Origin of the sequence: Labrenzia sp. THAF191a, assembly GCF_009363335.1 — a bacterium.
Lineage (GTDB): Bacteria > Pseudomonadota > Alphaproteobacteria > Rhizobiales > Stappiaceae > Roseibium > Roseibium algicola.
The window spans coordinates 3,639,860-3,660,662 of record NZ_CP045333.1 but is presented as its reverse complement, the minus strand read 5'-3'; the positions used below and the strand labels follow the sequence as shown (position 1 = coordinate 3,660,662).

The following is a 20,803-nucleotide window of genomic DNA, read 5'->3' as shown; positions in this document are numbered from 1 at the left end:
GTTTTTCCGCCAAAACGTTGTACCTTTGTCAGTGTCGGCTGGGGGCAGCGGAAGATACCTGAGACTTTTTACGCGGAAGGTATTGATATGACTGTAACTCTGGATATTCAGCAACCACAGCCGTTCGATTTGGTGGGATCAAGAATACTGATCGCGGGCAATGCGACCGCATTCGAAGGAACCTTGAGCATTCGGGTTTCCGAAGGTCACGACGAATATGCCTCCTTCACCCAGGTCGGCTCACTCGGCCTCAAGCAGTTCCAGGGATATATCGATATCCCGGACACCAACCAGTTTCAGCTCAATCGCCTGTTCCTGACCCTGGCCGACGACACCGGCAACGAAAATGGCCCGTCCGTCGTCATCCCTGTCCTGTTCGGCCCCAGGATCCTGGCGGGATACGGTGGCTGGCAGCCCTACACGGTGAAGTCGGGTGATACCCTGACCAAGATCGCGCAAGACCAGTATGGCAACGGCGACTATCAACCGATCTTCGATGCCAACCAGCACATCCTAAGCAGTCCAAACGTTATTTTCCCGGGTCAAGTTCTTCGAATACCGCGAAACGACATCTGACGCCCGGCATCCGTCTCAAACAAGGGCCGGCAAAAAGAAAAGGCCCGCCAGAGGCGGGCCTTTCCGTCAAACCGTATTCGGCGCTGATTAGCGCGAATAGAACTCAACCACCAGGTTCGGTTCCATCTGTACCGGGTACGGTACGTCAGAGAAGCCCGGAACGCGGGAGTAGGTCGCGGTCATCTTGTTGTGGTCGACGTCGATATAATCCGGAACATCACGCTCTGCGGACTGGGTTGCTTCCAGAACCAGGGCGAGCTGCTTGGACTTCTCACGAACTTCGATCACGTCACCCGGACGGATCTGGTAGCTCGAGATGTTGACGCGCTTGCCGTTCACCTTCACGTGGCCGTGGTTGATGAACTGACGTGCTGCGAAAACGGTCGGGACGAACTTCGCACGGTAGACGATGGCGTCCAGACGGCGCTCCAGCAGGCCGATCAGGTTTTCGGAAGTGTCACCCTTCATACGGGACGCTTCAGCATAAACCTTGCGGAACTGCTTTTCGGAAATGTTGCCGTAGTAGCCTTTCAGCTTCTGCTTTGCGCGGAGCTGAACACCGAAGTCGGACAGCTTGCCCTTGCGGCGCTGGCCGTGCTGACCCGGGCCGTATTCACGCTTGTTGGCCGGGCTCTTCGGACGACCCCAGATGTTTTCGCCCATCCGGCGGTCAATTTTGTACTTAACGCTATGGCGCTTCGACATCGCGGTTTCCTTTGAATTCGCGTTGTTATTTAAAAGGAAACGCGCCCTCCTTTATCGTCACAACCCGTCTTGCGACGGAAAGGTCAGATCGACAGGGACCCGGCTAGACGGCGCCGGCCGGATGCCCACGGGTGCGTAGATCCGGAAGACATTGTCTGCCGGACCGCGCGGAGATACAGGCAGAGCCTTGAAATGTCAATCCGTGCACCCGGTCCGCTTCGGAAAAGACCCGCCGAACCCGGCCAATTCTGCTTATTTTGTCGGACAAGCAGGCATATTTAACGGTTCAGATGGAATTCATTGCCATAATTTATGACGTAGCGTCCACAAAATGGGGAAAACAATGCATACATTTAGAGATTTTTAATTGCAGCTTTTCACTATGCAATCGCCGTTGCAACCATAGCGAATAATATCAGTGCAACGGACTGTTCCGAGACCCCATCAAACAACGGAAGCTTATCGGCCGGACCTCGGCAATAGGATCTAGAATGTCAGCGAATCGTCAACCAGTTCTTCAGACAGTTCCGGAAGCGCCCGGCTTGCTCTGTCGTACGCCGAAGGACACGCTGGCGAAACTGGATTATGCCCTTCAGCCGGTCGTCGATATCGGCACCGGTGTTGTTTACGGCTATGAGGCCCAGATCCGGAACTGCGATCTTGTCGGTGCGCAATCGCCTGACGAACTGATCGATTTTGCCCACGCCGAAGGGTATCTGCCCCAGTTGGAAGCCCATCTTCTGGAAAAGGCGATGAACCGCTTCGGCAGTTTGAAGATCGCCCAGGGCACCAAACTCTATTTCAAGCTGGATGGACGCGACCTCGGCCAGGACAACGATCCGCGCATGCGGCTGGCAGGCCTTGTGGCGGAAGCCGGCTTGCAGGTGAACCAGATCTGCCTGGAATTTTCCGAGCGGCACCAGCAGACCTTCACCGACGTTACCCACCACGCCGTCAACGATCTGCGCCAGTTGGGCTTCCTGATCGCGCTTGACGATTTCGGCCGGGGCTCCTCCGAGCTGCGGCTGCTGCACGACATGTCGCCCGACTACGTCAAGATCGACCGTTTCTTCCTGAACGGCATCGATTGCGACGCAAGGCGCAAGCTGTTTGTCACCACGGTGGCCAACCTGGCGCACGTGCTGGGCGCAAGGGTGATTGCCGAAGGTGTTGAAACGGAGAGCGAGTTCAAGGCCTGCCGGGAAGCCGGCTGCGACCTGATCCAGGGCTACTTCGTCGCCAAGCCGTTCCAGGAAGCCTCTTCCGCCAAGCTCTTTTATGACCATGTGCGCGCGCCGGGTGTCGGCCGCAAGCGCCGGGAGGAGCTGGACCGGATCCGCAACGAGCTGATCAAGGTACCGACCATCCAGTCGAACGCTTCCATGAACGACCTGCTCGACATGGTGGTCCATAACCAGGAGGCCAGTGTGGTTCCGGTTGTGGATGCCAACAACGAGCCGCGCGGCCTGATCCACGAACGCGACCTGAAGGCCTATCTTTATGCGGGCGCACCGGACGACGACGATGCCAAGGCGGCCCTCGATTTCCCGCTGCGCTCTTTTGTGCGCGCCTGCCCGATCGCCGACATCGATTCCAATGCCGACATGCTGCTGGTGACCTTTGCCTCCTCTATCAATTCGGATGGCATCATCATCACCGAGAACTTCCGCTATGCCGGTTTCCTGTCAGCCACGTCTCTCCTGAAGATCATTCACGAAAAGCGTCTTCAGGAAGCGCAGGACCAGAACCCGCTGACCCGCCTGCCCGGCAATGGCGCCATTTCAAGGTTCATCGCCGAAAGCGGGCGCAAAGGCACGTACGACCGGCACATGTGTTATTTCGACTTCGATAACTTCAAGCCGTTCAACGACACCTATGGCTATCGCCAGGGCGACCGGGCGATCATTCTGTTCAGCGAACTGCTGCAGCGTCATATTTCGGGGTCAGGCACGTTTTACGGCCATATCGGCGGCGACGATTTCTTCGCCGGTTTCCAGAATGTCGACCAGACCGATGTTGCTGCGCGCATGCTGGCGCTGAAACGTGCATTCCGCCTGGATGTGGAAAGCTTCTATGAACCCGAGCACCGGGAACGCGGCTTCATCGAAGCCCAGGACCGCTTCGGCACGACGCGGCAGTTCCCGCTGCTGCAGTGTTCCATATCGATCCTCAGCCTGCCCAAGGGCCTGACGCTGCATCCCGATACGCTCAACCACGAGATCATGGAACTGAAGCGCGCCGCCAAGCGCTCCGACGACGGCCTGGCCGTCAAATGCCTGGCTGCGTGAGGCCAAGCCAAACGTCTACCCTTCCCAGGGAACACGTTCCGTTTTCTCACCTGACCGGTGGGACACGGCACTGAGCGCACTTCTCAAAGGCGCGCGCGTTCGGGATGATGCCTAACGTTGCTGTGTGGCTCGGTTCGTCGAAAAGATCCGGGCGACCGATGGCCAGGGGAAAAAGGCCTTTGTGACTATGCTGCCAATCAGTCCAGCACCAGACCGAACCCGGCCAACAGCCGTGACACCCCCGCATCCTTCGTACCGGAGGTGAAGATCGCCCGATCTGGCAGATGGCGCGAAGGCTCACTTGCGGCCCCCTCCCCCAGAACACGGACCAACTGGCGGGCAATGGCTTCCGCGGGATCCAGCCAGTCGACCGGCCAGGGAGCAATCCTGCGGAAACGGTTGGCAAGAAACGGATAATGGGTGCATGCCAGCACGACGATGTCGGTTCGCTTGCCGTCCTGTTCCAGGAAACAGTCAGAGATTTCCGGCAGAAGATCTGCGTCGGAGACAGTGTCACCACGCAGGTGTTTTTCGGCCAGTTCCGCCAGCTTGTCCGATCCGACAAGCCGGACATGGCACTGGCTGGCAAAACTCTCGATCAGGCTACGTGTGTAGGTTCTGCGCACCGTGCCCGGCGTTGCCAGAACCGAGATCAGCCCGGATGAGGTGCGCTCCGCCGCCGGCTTGATTGCCGGAACAGTACCGACAAAAGGCACGTCAGGATGTCTCTCGCGCAAGGCGTCCCCTGCGAGGGTGAAGGCTGTATTGCAGGCGATCACCACCGCCTTGGGGCCGTGTTCGGCAATCAGATCGTCGAAAAGGGATACGATCCGTTCTTTCAATTCCGCTTCCGGCCAGCGGCCGATGGGAAAGGCCGCATCGTCGGCGACATAAAGGAGCGGCTCATAAGGCAGCAGATATCGCGCTTCGCGCAGCACCGTGAGCCCGCCAAGACCTGAATCGAAAAAGAGTACCGGCCCCGAACCCTGCAAGATCTGCCTCTATTCTTCGCTGCCTGAACCTGATCTGTCCTTGCGCGGTCGCGTTTCCCGTTTTTCCAGCGAGGCCACGACACCACGCAGCGCGCGCACTTCCTGGTCGGTCAACTCCGCCTTCTGGAAGATGTTGCGCAGCGTGCGCACCATATGCGGCCGCCGCTCCGGCGGACGGAAGAAGGTAGCCTTGTCGAGTGCCCCTTCCAGGTGCTCGAAGAAACGCAGCACTTCGTCCTTCTTCGCCGGAGGATGCACTTCTTCCGACAGGATAAAGGGCAATGCGCCGGACGTCGCGGTCTTGCGCCATTCATAGGCACACACCAGCACTGCCTGCGCAATGTTCAGCGAGGCAAAATCCGGATCGACAGGCAGCGTGACGATCTCGTCGGCGAGAGCAACTTCCTCGTTGTTGAGGCCCCAGCGCTCTCGGCCGAACAGATAACCGGTCGCGGCGCCCTGTTCTCCAAGTTCGACGGATTTTTTGGCAGCTTCATCAGGCCCCCGCACAGGCTTGGGCACTTCGCGCGAGCGGGCCGTGGTGGCGAAGACGAATTGCAGATCGGCAATAGCCGCTTCGACACTGTCGAAAACCTGCACCTTGTCGATGACGTGATCCGCCCGGCTTGCCGCGGCTCTTGCCTTCTCACTCGGCCAGCCGTCGCGCGGATTGACGATCCGCAGATCCACCAGACCGAAATTCGCCATCGCCCTTGCCGCCGTGCCGATGTTCTCGCCAAGCTGCGGCTCGCAAAGGATCACCGCCGGCGGCTTGGCCGTCACGGCGCGGGCTTCGTCTCTGATGTGTGCATTCTTGCTCATGAAGCGGGGATGTAACGGAAGGAACGCCCGATGAAAAGACTTAAAGGAAAGGCCACGCGCCACAGGATTGTGCATTCGGACGCCAATCGGCCCCTCTCGCAAAAGGGCGTGCGAAAACCTGCCGCTTTCCGGCGGAAAGGATGTAAAACCAAAAGGCACAACGGGAGTGAACAGGAATGCCCATGCCGCAAACCTATTTCCGCGCATCGGTGGAGTTTGATGCCTTCATCCAGGATGTTCGTGATACCTGCATGCTGCAGACCCATCATCAGGCCTATCACACGCTACGCGCCGTCCTGCATACCTTCCGCGATCATCTGACGACGGAACAGGCCCTTGCTTTCGCCAATATTCTTCCGGCCGTGACCCGGGCGATTTTCGTCGAGGACTGGCATCCGTCCGGCCTGTTGCCACCTGCCTTCCCTGACCGGGAAACACTGATCCGCGAAGTCAAGTCGGTCCGCCGGCATCACAACCTGGCACCGAACAGCGCAATTGAGGATATCGCGGCGGCCCTGCGCCGGTCTTCAATCGACGAGCGGGAGCTCGACCGGGTGCTGGCAGGCTTTCCCGAAGGCGCTTCCGCGTTCTGGCAACCGGAGAGCGTCGAAGCCTGAGATTGAAGCATGCGCGAATGGATTGCCCAACGCCTTCCGAAGGCCTGGAAGTCCAGACATCCTGAAATCACGCGATTACCCCTAAGATTAAACAACACTGCAAATATTACCCAGGGACACAACCATCTTATTGTTAATATTTGAGATAAATTGCAGGAAAGATACAATCTCAACTTTACACACCCTCAATAAGTGCATGGGATACTGCTTTTCACGCTTCAATTAGGGTGTATTTCGTGCGGAAATCAGCAATCATCTTCCGGACTTATTGTCCAGCAGTTTCAATGCTTTGCGTTGCCGTGTTGTTCAGTGCGGGACTGCTTGTGACAAAGAACGCCGGTGCGGTGGGACTGCAGGCAGTGGCTGTATTTCCGCCCTGGTTTTCTGAACGACAAAGCTTCACTTCGGTAGCGCTTACCGGAGCCCCCATCGCAGCACCCGGACCTTTCGACTGGATGGTGGTTGCCATTCCGCAATCCGCGCAACAGTCGCAAAGTCTGAAATCTTCCAACGCACTTTTTCTGCTCAATGCCGAATTTGCACGGTTGTGCGGTATCGACCAGCACGGCCCCAGACTATCGGAGGCACGACCGGTCGAATGAAACCTTCGTTTATGAATAATTTCTGGGTCGATGTTTCGGCACTGAACGTGCAGCGACTTCGCCAGGCTGTGAGCTGGATTCTCGTCTGGTACTTCTGGCTGGCTGCAGCAATAGCCGTTATCGCATCTTATCTTACCGGCGGCTCAGTGCTTTTTGTTGCCCTTCCTCTGGCCTTGATCGGTGCCGTCACGACGGCAACTGTCATGGCCGACGCGTCGGCCTTGCGCACGCGGCTGATCGTGACCGTCGCGATCAATTCCACATGGATGTTCGGGCTCTACGTCGCCTCCGACATCCACAATGGCGAGTATATGCTTGAAGTGCATATGCTTTATTTCATCAATACGTCGATCATCATTGCCTACGTCTGCTGGCGATCGGTGCTGATGACCACTGTTGCCGCCCTTGTCCATCATTCGGTGCTGACGCTCCTCCACCCGGAACTTGTCTGGCCTTCCTCCAGTTATTCCTGGTGGCATCTGATGAACCACTACATCCTGGGAACAATCAATTGCCTGGGCGGCATCTATATTGCCGCTTCACTCAAGAGATTTCTCGACCACATGGAAAGCGCAAGGCTTGAAGCGCACCATCGCTCTATCCACGACGACCTGACCGGCCTGCTGAACCGCCGCGGACTTCGCCACGCCATCGGAAAGCTGCGCCAGGACGACGGCACCCTGCCCGACATGACCCTGTTCCAGATCGACCTGGACGGTTTCAAGAACATCAATGACACAGTCGGCCATGCAGCCGGCGACAAGCTGCTTGTGCTGGTGGGGGAAAGACTGAATGCGATTGCTCCCGTCAACTCGATCATCGCTCGTATTGGCGGCGATGAATTCGTGGTGGCGTCTCCTGCGATCGGCGCAGACCAGCAAACCGATTTCCTTGAGGGACTGAAAAGCTGGATGCAACGTCCCCATGTCGTCTCGAAAACCAAGCTTCGCGTGGGCGCCTCGGTTGGTGTAACCCATTCCAGCATAAGCGGTGGCAAGCTCGACAGCATGATGGTCGACGCGGACATCGCGCTTTACGAAGCCAAGAAGGCCGGAAAGAACAGGGCTGTGATGTTCAATCCAGGCCTGAAGAAAGATGCGCAGCATCTGATGAAAACCGCCGAAGCGGTCCTCTACGGGTTGGAAAACGACGAGTTCGAGCCTTATTTCCAGACCCAGCATGACACACGGACAGGTGCTATTGTCGGGATTGAAGTGCTCGCCCGCTGGAACCATCCCAAGCAGGGCATTCTCGGTCCCGCAGCTTTCCTGGACGCGGTTCAGGAAGCGGGCAAGGCGGCTGCCTTCGACAGCCACATCATGTCGAAAGCGCTCGATCTTATCCTGGCCCAGGAACGCACGGGGGTCGTTTTTCCGAAGGTGAGCTTCAACGTCAGCTACCAGAGGCTGGCGGAACCCGGACTTGCCGAATACATCCAGAACCTGCCAAAGGTCCGTGCCGAAATCGCATTCGAGCTGGTCGAGTCGGTCTTCTTCGATACGCTGTCGGACGATGAAGTCGAAACCGTCAACGCCCTGCGCAAGCTCGGCATTCGAATAGAAATCGACGATTTCGGTACCGGCCATGCATCGATTATCGCGCTGACAAAGCTTAAACCCGATCTTCTGAAGATCGACCGGGCCCTGATTTCTCCGCTGTCCAGCAATCCGGAGCAGTTCAAGCTGATCAAGACAATCGTCGACATGGCACACGGGCTCGGCATCGAAGCCCTTGCCGAAGGGGTCGAAACGGAAGACTCGATCAACAAGCTGCGCATGCTCGGTGTAAATTACGTTCAAGGATATGCCTTCAGCAAACCAATGAACATTGCCGACCTGCAAGGCTTCCTCGTTCGCAAGTCAGCCTGACGCAGACCGTCCCTTCCTTCAGCCTGATGGATATTCCGGCCCCGGTCGGAACGTTTCCGGCAGATCGCCCGTAACTGCCGGCCAACCTCCGTCGGAACGCCAGTCTGCCCGGTTCAAATCAGGCTCGGGCCGATGCCACTCCCTCCACTCCTGATTGCCTTTTCCGGCGGCTTTGCTAGAACACCTGCGGACTTCACAGCCTTCGCCTTCCGGAGGGCTTTCAATTGATTGCGTACAATTGTATACGCATGTCGAAATTCATCGGGAGCGGTCCCGCACCACTCCTTTGACCAATGTTCGAACGCTAGGAAATGTGACTGTCATGGCCGACATTATCTACACCAAGGTCGACGAAGCACCGGAACTGGCCAGCGCCTCGTTCCTGCCGATCATCCGCTCCTTCACCAAGGCAGCCGGTTTGACCGTCGGTACCAAGGATATCTCCCTCGCAGGCCGTATCCTGGCGAACTTCCCCGAGTATCTGACGGACGCACAGAAGCAGTCCGACGATCTTGCGGTCCTCGGAGAAATGGTCAAGCAGCCGGACGCCAATGTCATCAAGCTGCCGAACATCTCGGCATCGCAGCCGCAGCTCAACGCCGCCATCAAGGAACTTCAGGCCCAGGGTTACAAGCTGCCTGAGTATCCGTCCGAGCCGAAGACGGACGAGGAAAAGACCGTCAAGGCCAAGTATGACGCGATCAAGGGTTCTGCCGTGAACCCGGTGCTGCGCGAAGGCAACTCCGACCGCCGCGCGCCGAAAGCCGTCAAGGAATACGCCAAGAAGAACCCTCACCGCATGGGTGAATGGCTGCCGTCTTCCAAGACCCACGTCGCCACCATGGGTGAAAACGACTTCTTCTCCAACGAAAAGTCGGTGACCGTTTCTGCCGGCTCCGCAGGCAAGGCGAAGATCGAATTCGTCGGCAAGAACGGAACCGCAACGGTTCTCAAGGGCGACTTTGCCCTGGACGAAGGCGACGTCGTCGACGGCACCTACATGAGCGCCAAGGCGTTGTTCGCTTTCCTGGAAAAGGAAATCCAGGATGCCAAGGACATGGGTATCCTGTTCTCGCTGCACATGAAGGCAACCATGATGAAGGTCTCCGACCCGATCATCTTCGGTTACTGTGTGCGGGCGTTCCTGAAGGACGTCTTCGACAAGCACGCCGCAACCTTTGCCGAACTCGGCGTCAATCCGGACCTCGGCATCGGTGATCTGGAAGCCAAGGTCGCCACGCTGCCGGCAGACAAGGCCGCCGAGATCAATTCCGACATCAAGGCCGCTCTCGACAACGGCCCGGCCATGTACATGGTGAACTCCGACAAGGGCATCACCAACCTGCATGTCTCTTCCGACGTCATCATCGACGCCTCCATGCCGGCGCTGATCCGCGCAGGCGGCAAGGGCTGGGGCCCGGACGGCAAGGAAGGCGACGCCAAGTGCGTGATCCCGGACAGCTCCTATGCCGGCGTCTACTCCGCCGTGATCGACTTCTGCCGTGAAAACGGCGCGCTCGATCCGGCCAAGATGGGCACCGTGCCGAACGTCGGCCTGATGGCCCAGAAGGCCGAAGAATACGGCTCGCATCCGCAGACCTTCAAGGCGCCGGCTGACGGCACCATCCGCATCGTCGACGCTGCCGGCAACACCCTGATCGAACATGCCGTTGAAGAAGGCGACATCTGGCGCGCATGCCGCACCAAGGACGCGCCGATCCGCGACTGGGTCAAGCTCGGCGTCACCCGCGCTCGTCTGTCCGGCATGCCGGGCGTCTTCTGGCTGGACAAGACCCGCGCTCATGACGCGGAACTGATCAAGAAGGTGGAAGCCTATCTGCCGGAACACGACACTTCCGGTCTCGACCTGCAGATCATGGCTCCGGCCGATGCGGCGAAGTATTCCACCGAGCGTATCGCCCGCGGCGAAGACACGATCTCCATCACCGGCAACGTGCTGCGTGACTACCTGACCGACCTCTACCCGATCCTGGAAGTCGGCACCTCGGCCAAGATGCTGTCCATCGTTCCGCTGATGAACGGTGGCGGTCTTTTCGAAACCGGTGCAGGCGGCTCCGCTCCCAAGCACGTTCAGCAGCTGATGGAAGAAAACTACCTGCGCTGGGACAGCCTGGGCGAGTTCTGTGCCCTCGGTGCATCGCTGGAACACCTGGCGAACGTCAAGGGCAACGACAAGGCACAGGTTTTGGCGGACGCGCTTGACAAGGCCGTCGAGAAGCTGCTCGACAACGACAAGTCCCCGTCCCGCAAGGTCGGTGGCCTGGACAACCGCGGCAGCCACTTCTACGTCGCGCTTTACTGGGCACAAGCACTGGCAGCACAGGACAAGGACGCCGAGCTGAAGGCGCATTTCGCACCGATCGCCGAAGCGCTCTCTTCCAAGGAAGATGCCATTGTTGCCGAGCTCAACGGCGTTCAGGGTTCACCCGCCGACACCGGTGGCTACTACCATGCTCCGCAGGAAAAGGTGAACGCCGTCATGCGTCCGAGCGCAACGCTCAACGCCATTATCGGTTGATTTGCAAATACACCCTTGGGTAGAAGTAGGGCGGCTCCGGCCGCCCTCTTTTTTGCGCCAGGGAGCTCATTTCAAATGGTCCTTCAAAACCAGAACCATCAGCCGGTTGTCCGGAATGGAGCCGGGGAAGAGTTCATTCTCTTCTCGGCGACAAACGACCCGCAATCAGCCAAATGGTGGCCGGACACGAGTTTTCTGGTGCATGCACTCAGCGATGGCGATTTTTCGACCCTGCGCGGTGCCATACAGCTCATGGACGATGAGCACGAACCAGTCTTTCTGACAGGGCCCGGCAGCGTCACGAACGAACTTTATGCCCGTCTGGAACACCTCGGCTACATGAGAACCACGGAAAAGCCCCTGCCCGATGAGCTGCAGGGGCACCTGATCGAACGCGGCCTGACCGACTACGGCAAGGAACATATCGCCGACTTTGTAATCGCCCAGCGCATCCAGATGGAAGAGCTGGATGGCAACAGGGAAACGCTGGAAGACTTCTGCACGAAATTCGACAATCTGCGGGAGCATCACACGGGTTTCCCGCTCGAGGCGCTGCACACCTTCCGGATGTTCTTTTCCGATCCCCGCTACGATTTCGATCTGGACCAGTCTTCGAACTATCTTTTCCGCCTCTACAAGATGTTCGGCATTGTGGAGATCTCCGACGAAGGCGTCGCACGCGCAAGCCGTTTCGGCTCCATGAATGTGCCGTTTCTGTTCGATCTCCTTCTCAACGAGCGTGGGGCAACAGTCAGACACTAGCCCCGAAAAGCGCTAATGCCTGGGTGCAGGACATTCTCGGGGGCTCATGACGCAAGGTTACCTTAGTTGACCTTCCCGTGCAGCAGATCCGGGCCCGGGTCTTTGCTGCGCTTCGTGCGGGGGAGACGATTTGAGGCTGGCAACGAAAAAGGGCGGCTCACCGAGCCGCCCGTTTTTGCCGACACCGCTTATCCGCGGATGAATGCCAGAACGTCGTTGTTGAACTCCTCGGCCTGCAATTGAGCAAGTCCGTGGCCGCCGCCTTCATAGATCTTCAAGGTGGCATCATCGACGATTTCCGCCGCCCGGTGGGCAGAAGCCTTGATGGGCACGATCTGGTCGTCGTCGCCATGCACGATCAGCGTTGGCACCTTGATGGCCCTCAGGTCACCGGTGTAGTCGACTTCCGAGAACTCGCGGATACAGTCGTACTGACCCTTGATGCCGCCGGCCATGCCCTGCAGCCAGAAGCTTTCCTGCAGACCCTCGTTGGTGTCGACCCCATCGCGGTTGAAACCGTAGAACGGCACCGTCAGATCCCTGAAGAACTGCGACCGGTTGTAGGCGGTCCCCTGGCGAATACCGTCGAACACCTCCATCGGCGTGCCGTCCGGATTGTCTGCCGTTTTCAGCATCAGCGGCGGCACAGCACCGACGAGAACGACCTTGGCGACCCGGTCATTGCCATGCCGGCCAACATAATGGGCAACCTCGCCACCACCGGTGGAATGACCGATCAGGATCACGTTCTTCAAATCCAGATGCTCGATCAGTTCGGCAAGATCGTCCGCATAGCGGTCCATGTTGTTGCCGTCCCAGGGCTGGCTGGAGCGGCCGTGGCCGCGGCGGTCATGGGCAATCACCCGAAAACCGTTCTGGCCGAAAAACAGCATTTGCGCGTCCCAGGCATCAGCCGACAGCGGCCAGCCATGGGAGAAGACGATCGGCTGACCCTGCCCCCAGTCCTTGTAGAAAAGCTCTGCGCCATCGGATGTCGTGAAAGTCGTCATTTTCAGATTCTCCTGTTCAAGCAGTTGTTTTGCGGCACCGAACTTCGGCGCCATCACCAGACCGAGCCCAAGGACACCGCCGCCAATCAGCGCCTGGCGACGGTTGACCTGCGGCCCAACGATCTTGTTTTCCATCGGATGATCTCCATTTAACTCGTGTACGATTTAATCGTGTGCGATGTATATGTATCGGCAAGTTCGCTCTGTCAACGCTTGCCAAGAAAAAAAATGCTGCTTAGGAACGTTTCATGTCAGAACGCACTGAAAACAAGGGCGCCTCGAAGCCCTTGAAGAACACCGGCCCGGACGCCTTAGGCGGAGATCTCGACGATTTTCTCTGTTTTGCCGTCTATGAGGCCAATCTGGCCTTCAATCACCTTTACCGGTCTTTGCTGGAGGAGCTCGGCCTCACCTATCCGCAGTATCTGGTGATGACCCTGCTTTGGCGCAGAAACGAGAGGACGGTCAAGGATATCGGCGATGCGCTCAGCCTGGAATACAACACGCTGACACCGATGATTAAACGCCTGGAAGCAATGGAGCTTGTCTCCCGCGTCCGCGATCTGGAGGACCAGCGCGTCGTCAATGTCTGCCTGACAGCCAAGGGTAAAGCGCTTCGGGAAAAGGCGGCTGCCGTGCCGCAGTGTGTGGCTGAGGCATCCGGTCTTTCGGAAAAGGCTTTCGAGGATTTGAAATCCGCCCTCGACACATTGCGGTCCAACCTGAAATCCACGGGAGACCGGACTTGAACAACCTCACAGGCAACATCACCGCCATCCTCTTCGACAAGGACGGCACCCTGCTGGATTTCGACGCGACATGGGCACCGGCCTATCGCGAAACCTCGCTCCATGCAGCCAGAGGCGACCGCGCCCTGGCCGACAGGTTGCTGGAACAGACCGGCATGGATCTGGTGACCGGAAAGTCCGCGGCTGGGTCCCTGCTTGCAGCCGGCAACTCTGCGGAAATCGCGGCGGCCTGGATTGCCTGCGGTGCTGATTTTCAGGAAGGCCCGCTGACCGCAGATCTCGACCGGGTATTCATCGGCTGCATGCATGATGCAGCACCGCTCCCCGGCATTCCTGATGCGGTCGAGACCTTGAGCGGAACCGGGTTCACTTTGGGTGTTGCCAGCAGCGACAGCGAAGCGGCCATTAGGGCCTTTCTCGCCGGCACCGGGCTTGCGCCCCGTTTTGCCTTCGTCACGGGTTACGACACGGGTTTTGGCCCGAAGCCGGAACCGGGCATGGTTCGCGGCTTTGCGGAGGCAACAGGTCTTGCAGTGGACCGGATCGCCGTTGTCGGCGACAACACGCATGATCTGGAAATGGCCCGTTCGGCGGGCGCCGGACTATGTATCGGTGTCCTGACGGGCACAAGCGCGCGCCACGACCTGGAAACCCTGGCGGATGCCGTTCTCGAGAGCGTTGCCGATCTGCCGGCCTATCTGGCCGCCAACTGATTCACATCAGGCTGGCACTGCCGGGCCCTGCCGTCGCACTTGTCCGGGCGTCTGGTTGAATTGACGCTTGAAGGCCCGGTTAAAGGCGGCTTCCGAGCTGTAGCCGATGTTTTCGGCAATATCGATCAGGGGCAGATCCGTCTCCCGAATGTCGCGCCGTGCCCGTTCCATGCGCCAGTGGGTGACATAGGCCAGCGGCGTCATGCCGACGAGGTTCGTAAACCTGTCTGCAAAAACCGTCCGGGACATGCCAGCCTCCCGGGCAAGGCTCTCCACCGTCCAGGGCTTTTCCGGCGCCAGATGGATCTTGGACATGCTGCGCCCGAGCTTCGGGTTGAGCACAGCCGCCAGGCATCCGGCCCTGTCCCCCTCCCTGTCGACGAACGTTCGCACCACCTGGATGAAGATGATCTCCGTCAACCGGTGGATGATCGCCTCGGACCCCGGCTGCCCGGCGCGCACCTCGCTGGCAACAAATCGCATCACTGCTTCCAGCCAGAAGGCGTTCATCGTCTGTGTGTTGGGCAGATGAATGACGGCGGGCAAGGCATCGAGCAGCGGATGGACCGAGCCTTCCTCGAATTCGAAATGGCCACAGAACAGTTTACAGGCCAGCTCCTCGTCCGGACCGCCGTAATAGAGCGCGCCTTCCCCCGTATAACCGGATTGCCGCACGACCTCGTCCACTTCGGCCGCGGGACGGTCCGGTTCATCGCTCAGGATATGAGCGGCCCCGTGCGGAATGACGGCGAGATCGCCGGTCGCAAGGCGGATCGGCTTTTCAACACCATCCACCGCCAGCCAGCAGCCACCACGCATTGCCATGTGAAACCGCGCGACATTGCCGAAGGCCGGCACCCGCACGGCCCAGGGCGGCGAAAAGCAGGTATGGAAATAGACGGATCCTCGTAGCTTCAAGGCATCCAGGATCTGGGTCAGGGCGTCATGTTTCATGAAAGGCCGGTTCCGGTTGAAGTGCTACTCCCGCATTTTTGCCTCAACACCGCAAAGCGCAAGGCTCCCGGACGATCGGTCAATTTTCAGGGACTTTCGTGCATGGATAGAACCGAAGTCGACCAACATCTTTGGGCTCGTGGGCAATTCGCCCGCATGAAACCAACCTGGAGCACCTGAAAGATGTCTGTTCGCTTCGTCACCAAGACCATGCACGCCTATCTCGATTATCCCGTCGCGATCGGCCTTATTTCCCTGCCCGTATTCCTTGATCTCGGCCAATCCAACCCGATCGCCTTCTGGCTATCGTTCCTGACAGGCTTTGCGGCCCTGGCGCTGACGATCCTGACAGATCACCAGACCGGCATCATCCGCATTCTGCCCTATTCGGTTCATCTGGCGGTCGATTTTGCCGTCGGCATCGTGTTCCTGGCAGCTCCCTTCGCACTTGGCTTCACCGGCCTCGACTTCGCCTATTACCTGGTAAACGCCATTGCCGTTCTGACAGTGGTCAGCCTTGCCAAACCGCAGGAAACGGTTGCGCAGGCCGCCTGACAGCCCCCCTTCAGCGCACAATGACACCGGCCTTCACGCCGGTGTTTTTTTGAGCTGCAATCCGGACGATCTGCAAATCTTCGGGAACTTGCGAACATGGAGACGCCTCAGCTTCGGACGCAAGGTAGAGACACCGGAGCAAATCCGGCCTTCAACCTTCACACTCTTTCAGGAGTAGAACATGTCCTTGATGAAATCCGCCATTGCCGCAACGCTGCTGTCTCTTGCCGCTCTGTCGGCCCCGGCAATGGCCGCGGACGAATACAACACCTCCAGCGGCCTGACCGCCGCCGGCAGCCCGCTCGGTCTTCATGGTGTCGACCCCGTGGCCTTTGTCAGCCTGGGCAACCGGATTGACGGAACCGCACAATATACGGCCGTCCACGACGGTGTTGCCTACTACTTCGCATCGCAGGAAGCCATGGATGCCTTTACCGCGCATCCGGATCAGTACCTGCCGCAAAACGGCGGCTTCTGCACCTTCGGTGTTTCAGTCGGCAAGAAGTTCGACGGCGATCCGCAGTTCGCGGCCGTTGTCGACGGCAAGCTTTATCTGTTCCTGAACGAGGCCATCTTCCGCGAGTTCCAGAAAGACCAGTCCGGTACCATCGCCAAGGCGGAAGCCAACTGGAAGAAGATCCGCTCCACCGAGGCAACGAAGCTCTGATTGTTCGTTGTCAAGGCGTCGTCGGAACGACAAACAAAAAGGGCGGCCCCGGGGCCGCCCTTCGTGACTTGAATTCAGCAAAAAGCCGAAGACTTAAGCTGCCGCGTTGTGCAGCCTGTTTTCGAAAGCAAGGTTCTTCGTCAGCGGTGCCAGGGTCTTGGCAGCGGCCAGAACAGCCAGGTCAGCCAGCGGCTCGCCCAGGATCACCAGCATGTAGGCAAAGCCGAAGGAACCGACGGAAACCATGTTCTCGGCGCCGAAGCCCTGGCCGTAGAATGCCCAGAACGCGACCCAGCCAACGATACCGGCCTGGAACGTGGTGGAAAGAGCCAGTGCCTGAACGTAGGAAACGTCAACATAGGCGGTCTTTTCCGGAATGATGCGGTTTGCCAGCAGGCTGACACCCCACAGCGGCACAAGCAGCGTGGTGACGTTGATGCCGTACTGCGGCAGGTCGAAAGGAGCAACCAGCGCCCCCTGAAGCAGAAGGCCTGCAGCAAGGCCGATTGCTGCCGGACCAGCGCCGAACATCAGGAACAGCGTGGAGCCCAGGATGAAGTGCACTTCGGAAACACCGACCGGGTAATGCGGCAGGATTTCAAAGAAGCAGAATACGGCAACCGTCGTGATGACGGAGCGAACGGCAAGGCTGAGAACGCCGCTTTTGCGGATCGTGTCGAGAGCCATTTTGCCCAGAAGGCCGAAGGAAGCAGCCGCGGTACCGTAGCTGAGTACGATTTTGGCACCGTCGACGATGCCCGGTTCGATATGCATGTCATTTCTCCTTTGCGCACCCTCCGTGCGCGAGCAGATGGTGTGAACCGGCCCCGATGGGACCGCTGGATGGCAGGTTTCCTGGCTCGCGAGTCTCTGCGCCGCCCGCCTTCCCGGATCGCTCCAGTGGCTTGTAGGGCTTTGCTCGTCGCATACAGTTGCGGGGGCAGCCACGGTATTGGTCCCTGTTGGGTACGCCTCACCGTGTTCCCATTTCATCCGCCCTTACGCTTGTTCGGGCGAAACCATCGCATCGTCTAGATTTGCAAGGATTGGCGATATTCTGCAAGCGAATTTTCGCCATATTCGGTCTGAATGCGACATTGCACCGAAATTTTGCCGCCTGAAGGCCGCCACCGAAATCAGCCGGATCAGCACCATCGACAAGCTTCAGATCTCGAAACACTTCTTCAGGAAATTGCGTCAGCCACCTGAAAAATCTGACCTTTGAAGCATCCAATCAAAGATAAAAATCAAAACCTTTGTTTATTAAACTTTTCTGTATTTAGGGTAATTGTGATTTTTACTTGCAGAAACCCTAACGAAAGATAACCTCACTCGCATACAAAGCACATCATGAGAGTTTGCAATGCCCTTTACCAAATTGGGAACGCTTATCGCTGGTGTCGTCTTTTTCCTTGGCTGCATTCAGCTGGCACTTCTGGCCGGCGTTACTCTGGGTGCAGTCACTGAACCAAGACCGGGTTTTTTCCTTGGCAATCTGACACGCGAACAGGCGCTCGACAGCGGACTATTGAAGATCATGGCCGCCGTCGCATTCGGCGTGATCACCGAGATCAGCCGTTCGGTTGAAAAGAAGTAGACCACAACCAAAGACTTGCCGCGGGCGGTGACCTGTGAAAGTCTTCGGCCATGTTGAAATCGATTCCCCTGACCGCTCTCGCGGTATCGCTTCTTGCTGCCACCGTCACTCCTGGCTGGGCGGCACCTGACAAGCTGTTCGGCGCTATCAACGAACGTCTTTCGTTCATGCAGTCGGTTGCAGCCTGGAAAGCGGATAACGACAAACCTGTCGAGGATCTGCCGAGGGAAAAGGTGGTGCTGGATGCAGCCCGCGAAAAGGCCGTCGAAAACGGCCTGTCGGCTGACAATGTCACCTTGTTTTTCCAGGCGCAGATCGATGCGGCCAAGGACATTCAAACCTGCTGGATCGAACGCTGGGAGAGCGGTGAAGCTCGTCCGCAGAACGTACCCGACCTGATCAAGGATGTCCGTCCGGAGCTGTTGCGCCTGGGCAACGAGATCCTGACGCTACTCGCAGAAAGCCCCGTCGAAGCCTCTGACCAGCAGGCCTTCACGGAGGCGCTGACCGTGGAATGCCTGTCCGACGGATCAAAAAACGCTCTGTTTGAAGGTCTGGTCGACGTACACGACTAGGCAAATACGGCCGTCAGGACATTCCTCATCGGAGTTCAGGAGGCTGCCTGCCTCCAGGGCTCGGCCGCATTCGCCTCTCCTTGCCGCTTCATGACCATTCGCGAGAACTCGCCGAACCGCACCGCCGGGCTCCACAAGTAGCCCTGGCCGAGCGTCCCGCCCCACAGATTGATGTAATCCATCTGCAACTGGGTCTCGACCCCTTCCGACACGGTGTTGAGATTGAGCTGTCTTGCCAGCATCAGGATCAGCTCGACGATGGTCCGTCGATCCTCGCAATTGGCAATGTCCATGATGAAGGACCGGTCGATCTTCAGCGTGTCGAACGGCATGCTTGCGAGACTGTGCAGCGAGGAATAGCCGGTGCCGAAGTCGTCGATTGCAAATTTGACGCCTTCTTTCTTGATCGGCAGGATCTGATCCAGAAGGTTCTGCGAATAGTCGACAAGGCTCGATTCCGTCACTTCCAGTTCCAGCTTCTCCGTCGAGAACCCGCTCTCGCCAATGATCCCGAGCATTCTGCCGGTAAATCCCTTCGCCTGCAGCTGCGCCGGCGCAACATTCACGGCGACAGATACATCGACATTCTGCCGGTGCAGCGATTTCATGTCGGAGAGCGCGGATGCCAGCACGAATTCCCCGATCGGAACGATCAGGCCGCATTCTTCTGCCACGGGAATGAACTTGTAGGGCGGCACGGACCCGAGTTCGGCATCGTTCCAGCGCAGCAGCGCTTCAGAACCGACAATCTTGCCGGACGAAATGTCGACCTTCGGCTGGTAGTGAACGGATAGCGTGCGGTCTCTCAGCGCGCTTTGCAGCCTGTGCCGGATCTGTTCGCGCTCGGTCATCCGTTCGCGAATGATATCGTTGTAGGCGATCGACTGAGCCCTGCCTGCCCCCTTTGCTTCATACATGGCCATGTTGGCGTTTCGCAGAACTTCCTCGGCCGTTGTACCGTGCTCCGGGTATCTCGCGATCCCCGCGCTGACGGTCAGCGAAAGGGAAAGCCGCCCAATTCTATAGGCCCCACCCAGCCGCTCGACCATCGTTCTGGACAACTTGGCAAGCGTCGGCAGATCATCGACGCCGGGTAACAGTACGACGAATTCGTCGCCGGAAAACCGGGCAACGCAGGGGGGTTTTGACGTCAGAGGCTTGGCCAGCTCGTCGACCAGTACAGCCAACCGGTTGCCAACCAGCCGCAACAGCTTGTCGCCTACGGCATGCCCGTGCATGTCGTTGATCAGTTTGAAGCGGTCCAGTCCGATGTAAAGAACGCTGCCTGTTTCCTTGGGGCGCAGGTCGATCAGCGTCATCGCGACATTGTCCAGCTTGGCCCTGTTGGGCAAACCGGTGATGCGATCGGTGTAGGCGAGTTCCTCGATCCGCAGAATGTTCTCGCGCAGCTTGACCATCATTCCGCGGAACGCGGTTTGCAGGTCACCCACCTCGCCCGGTGCATCAGTTTCCAGATTGCAGTCGAGGTAGCCGGCTGCGGCCTCATTGGCTGCCTGCGTCACGCGGCTGACACCTGCCGTCGCCCGGTACATGAGGGCAGCAATCACGGGTACGAAGGCAAGAAGAAGAACCGCCAGGATCAATACCACCTGAACAATCTTTTCCCTCAGAACGCCCGCAAGCTCGTGCTTCGAAATGCGCACCAGAACGGACCCCACCACTTCCCCGCTGCGGGAAACCGGCAGGATGTATTCGATCATGTCGGCGGTTTCCGAATACTGAGCCTTGCCCGACTGCGCTACATTCAGGGCGTCTTCGTTGAACTGCACGGCGCTCGAGGGTTCTGCGGAGGTGAAGTCGCTGGCAAACTCCTGACCGAAACGGCTATAGGCCTTGGCTGCGATGATGTATTTGTCACCCGCAATCGCATTCAAAAGCCGCTCGACTTCACCATAGTTCTTGTTGGCGATTTCGCGCGCCGCGATATTGGTGACAAACAGCGCCTTGTCGTGAGCAGTCCGAGCAAGGCGTTCCTCGATCTTGTCCGTCTGTGTCAGATAATCGATGCCGATCAGAACCAGCGAAAAAGCCAGCAATCCGAACACGCCATAAAGCGTTGCCCGCACAAAGACGCGCTTGAACAGCGCGTTTCCTCTTGATCGAACGGTTTCGAGCACGAAACAAGCCCCTTCGGTCCATTGCGTTGCCCGGGTCGAAGTGCGACCCGATACCAGAAGTGTTTCGGCACCCG

Annotated in this window: 20 protein-coding genes and 1 riboswitch; of the genes, 13 read left to right on the top strand and 7 right to left on the bottom strand. The window is 58.3% G+C overall.

The window, feature by feature from the left end; translation table 11 throughout:
- Window positions 1–87 precede the first annotated feature (87 nt).
- A complete protein-coding gene (locus tag FIV05_RS16795; RefSeq protein ID WP_152510360.1) occupies window positions 88–576 on the top strand; it encodes a LysM peptidoglycan-binding domain-containing protein in 489 nt (162 codons plus the stop codon).
- A gap of 87 nt (window positions 577–663) precedes the next feature.
- On the opposite strand, the gene rpsD is transcribed toward FIV05_RS16795, so the two are convergent.
- The gene (gene rpsD / locus FIV05_RS16790) at window positions 664–1,281 is read right to left on the bottom strand and encodes a 30S ribosomal protein S4 (protein WP_023000837.1); all 618 of its coding nucleotides are present in this window, start codon (window positions 1,279–1,281) and stop codon (window positions 664–666) included.
- A gap of 491 nt (window positions 1,282–1,772) precedes the next feature.
- Here rpsD and FIV05_RS16785 point away from each other — a divergent pair, with 491 nt between their 5' ends.
- Entirely contained in the window at window positions 1,773–3,569 is a 1,797-nt protein-coding gene (locus FIV05_RS16785; protein WP_152510359.1) for an EAL domain-containing protein, read from the top strand.
- 197 nt (window positions 3,570–3,766) lie between these two features.
- Here the strand turns inward: FIV05_RS16785 and murI are convergent, their stop codons facing one another.
- Window positions 3,767–4,561 carry a glutamate racemase gene (gene murI, locus FIV05_RS16780; protein WP_152506181.1) on the bottom strand — a complete coding sequence of 265 codons (795 nt, stop codon included), beginning with the start codon at window positions 4,559–4,561 and terminating at the stop codon, window positions 3,767–3,769.
- A gap of 9 nt (window positions 4,562–4,570) precedes the next feature.
- Entirely contained in the window at window positions 4,571–5,383 is an 813-nt protein-coding gene (locus FIV05_RS16775) for an RNA methyltransferase (protein WP_023000834.1), read from the bottom strand.
- 176 nt (window positions 5,384–5,559) lie between these two features.
- Here FIV05_RS16775 and FIV05_RS16770 point away from each other — a divergent pair, with 176 nt between their 5' ends.
- The 5 genes from FIV05_RS16770 (at window position 5,560) to FIV05_RS16750 (ending at window position 11,771) form a co-directional block, all read left to right on the top strand.
- Window positions 5,560–6,000, top strand: coding sequence for a DUF2267 domain-containing protein (locus FIV05_RS16770; protein WP_152510358.1), 441 nt, complete (start codon window positions 5,560–5,562; stop codon window positions 5,998–6,000).
- A gap of 323 nt (window positions 6,001–6,323) precedes the next feature.
- Window positions 6,324–6,602 (top strand): hypothetical protein, encoded by a 279-nt coding sequence (locus FIV05_RS16765; RefSeq protein ID WP_152510357.1) that lies wholly within the window; start codon window positions 6,324–6,326, stop codon window positions 6,600–6,602.
- 11 nt (window positions 6,603–6,613) lie between these two features.
- Window positions 6,614–8,470, top strand: coding sequence for a bifunctional diguanylate cyclase/phosphodiesterase (locus FIV05_RS16760; RefSeq protein WP_173013873.1), 1,857 nt, complete (start codon window positions 6,614–6,616; stop codon window positions 8,468–8,470).
- Between the two features lie 313 nt (window positions 8,471–8,783).
- Window positions 8,784–11,009, top strand: coding sequence for an NADP-dependent isocitrate dehydrogenase (locus FIV05_RS16755; RefSeq protein ID WP_353622172.1), 2,226 nt, complete (start codon window positions 8,784–8,786; stop codon window positions 11,007–11,009).
- 75 nt (window positions 11,010–11,084) lie between these two features.
- Window positions 11,085–11,771, top strand: a complete 687-nt coding sequence (locus FIV05_RS16750; protein WP_152510354.1) for a hypothetical protein — start codon at window positions 11,085–11,087, stop codon at window positions 11,769–11,771.
- A 188-nt stretch (window positions 11,772–11,959) separates the two neighbouring features.
- On the opposite strand, the gene FIV05_RS16745 is transcribed toward FIV05_RS16750, so the two are convergent.
- Window positions 11,960–12,781 carry an alpha/beta hydrolase gene (locus tag FIV05_RS16745; protein WP_152511957.1) on the bottom strand — a complete coding sequence of 274 codons (822 nt, stop codon included), beginning with the start codon at window positions 12,779–12,781 and terminating at the stop codon, window positions 11,960–11,962.
- Between the two features lie 248 nt (window positions 12,782–13,029).
- Here FIV05_RS16745 and FIV05_RS16740 point away from each other — a divergent pair, with 248 nt between their 5' ends.
- Window positions 13,030–13,530 (top strand): MarR family transcriptional regulator, encoded by a 501-nt coding sequence (locus FIV05_RS16740; RefSeq protein WP_152510353.1) that lies wholly within the window; start codon window positions 13,030–13,032, stop codon window positions 13,528–13,530.
- Window positions 13,527–14,243 carry an HAD family hydrolase gene (locus tag FIV05_RS16735; RefSeq protein WP_152510352.1) on the top strand — a complete coding sequence of 239 codons (717 nt, stop codon included), beginning with the start codon at window positions 13,527–13,529 and terminating at the stop codon, window positions 14,241–14,243. The genes FIV05_RS16740 and FIV05_RS16735 overlap by 4 nt, the downstream gene beginning before the upstream one ends.
- 6 nt (window positions 14,244–14,249) lie before the next feature.
- Here FIV05_RS16735 and FIV05_RS16730 read toward each other — a convergent pair whose 3' ends face one another.
- The gene (locus tag FIV05_RS16730; protein ID WP_152510351.1) at window positions 14,250–15,197 is read right to left on the bottom strand and encodes an AraC family transcriptional regulator; all 948 of its coding nucleotides are present in this window, start codon (window positions 15,195–15,197) and stop codon (window positions 14,250–14,252) included.
- Window positions 15,198–15,380: 183 nt separating this feature from the next.
- On the opposite strand from FIV05_RS16730, the gene FIV05_RS16725 reads away from it, so the two are divergent.
- A complete protein-coding gene (locus tag FIV05_RS16725; RefSeq protein ID WP_152510350.1) occupies window positions 15,381–15,752 on the top strand; it encodes a hypothetical protein in 372 nt (123 codons plus the stop codon).
- A 181-nt stretch (window positions 15,753–15,933) separates the two neighbouring features.
- Entirely contained in the window at window positions 15,934–16,419 is a 486-nt protein-coding gene (locus tag FIV05_RS16720) for a YHS domain-containing (seleno)protein (protein WP_023000823.1), read from the top strand.
- 93 nt (window positions 16,420–16,512) lie between these two features.
- On the opposite strand, the gene FIV05_RS16715 is transcribed toward FIV05_RS16720, so the two are convergent.
- Entirely contained in the window at window positions 16,513–17,193 is a 681-nt protein-coding gene (locus FIV05_RS16715) for an energy-coupling factor ABC transporter permease (RefSeq protein WP_152510349.1), read from the bottom strand.
- Window positions 17,194–17,246: 53 nt separating this feature from the next.
- Window positions 17,247–17,458, bottom strand: a riboswitch (cobalamin riboswitch).
- Window positions 17,459–17,782: 324 nt separating this feature from the next.
- Between FIV05_RS16715 and FIV05_RS16710 the strand changes: the two genes are divergently transcribed.
- Both FIV05_RS16710 and aroQ read left to right on the top strand, forming a co-directional pair.
- The gene (locus FIV05_RS16710; RefSeq protein WP_023000821.1) at window positions 17,783–18,016 is read left to right on the top strand and encodes a hypothetical protein; all 234 of its coding nucleotides are present in this window, start codon (window positions 17,783–17,785) and stop codon (window positions 18,014–18,016) included.
- Window positions 18,017–18,066: 50 nt separating this feature from the next.
- Entirely contained in the window at window positions 18,067–18,591 is a 525-nt protein-coding gene (gene aroQ / locus FIV05_RS16705; protein WP_152510348.1) for a gamma subclass chorismate mutase AroQ, read from the top strand.
- Between the two features lie 35 nt (window positions 18,592–18,626).
- Here the strand turns inward: aroQ and FIV05_RS16700 are convergent, their stop codons facing one another.
- Window positions 18,627–20,729, bottom strand: coding sequence for an EAL domain-containing protein (locus FIV05_RS16700; protein WP_152510347.1), 2,103 nt, complete (start codon window positions 20,727–20,729; stop codon window positions 18,627–18,629).
- Between the last annotated feature and the right edge of the window lie 74 nt (window positions 20,730–20,803).

Coding starts and splice junctions, on each gene's coding strand:
- FIV05_RS16795 (WP_152510360.1), top strand. CDS start 88: ATGACTGTAACTCTGGATATTCAGCAACCACAGCCGTTCGATTTGGTG.
- rpsD (WP_023000837.1), bottom strand. CDS start 1,281: ATGTCGAAGCGCCATAGCGTTAAGTACAAAATTGACCGCCGGATGGGC.
- FIV05_RS16785 (WP_152510359.1), top strand. CDS start 1,773: ATGTCAGCGAATCGTCAACCAGTTCTTCAGACAGTTCCGGAAGCGCCC.
- FIV05_RS16775 (WP_023000834.1), bottom strand. CDS start 5,383: ATGAGCAAGAATGCACACATCAGAGACGAAGCCCGCGCCGTGACGGCC.
- FIV05_RS16770 (WP_152510358.1), top strand. CDS start 5,560: ATGCCCATGCCGCAAACCTATTTCCGCGCATCGGTGGAGTTTGATGCC.
- FIV05_RS16760 (WP_173013873.1), top strand. CDS start 6,614: ATGAATAATTTCTGGGTCGATGTTTCGGCACTGAACGTGCAGCGACTT.
- FIV05_RS16750 (WP_152510354.1), top strand. CDS start 11,085: ATGGTCCTTCAAAACCAGAACCATCAGCCGGTTGTCCGGAATGGAGCC.
- FIV05_RS16745 (WP_152511957.1), bottom strand. CDS start 12,781: ATGACGACTTTCACGACATCCGATGGCGCAGAGCTTTTCTACAAGGAC.
- FIV05_RS16740 (WP_152510353.1), top strand. CDS start 13,030: ATGTCAGAACGCACTGAAAACAAGGGCGCCTCGAAGCCCTTGAAGAAC.
- FIV05_RS16730 (WP_152510351.1), bottom strand. CDS start 15,197: ATGAAACATGACGCCCTGACCCAGATCCTGGATGCCTTGAAGCTACGA.
- FIV05_RS16725 (WP_152510350.1), top strand. CDS start 15,381: ATGTCTGTTCGCTTCGTCACCAAGACCATGCACGCCTATCTCGATTAT.
- FIV05_RS16720 (WP_023000823.1), top strand. CDS start 15,934: ATGTCCTTGATGAAATCCGCCATTGCCGCAACGCTGCTGTCTCTTGCC.
- FIV05_RS16715 (WP_152510349.1), bottom strand. CDS start 17,193: ATGCATATCGAACCGGGCATCGTCGACGGTGCCAAAATCGTACTCAGC.
- FIV05_RS16710 (WP_023000821.1), top strand. CDS start 17,783: ATGCCCTTTACCAAATTGGGAACGCTTATCGCTGGTGTCGTCTTTTTC.
- aroQ (WP_152510348.1), top strand. CDS start 18,067: ATGTTGAAATCGATTCCCCTGACCGCTCTCGCGGTATCGCTTCTTGCT.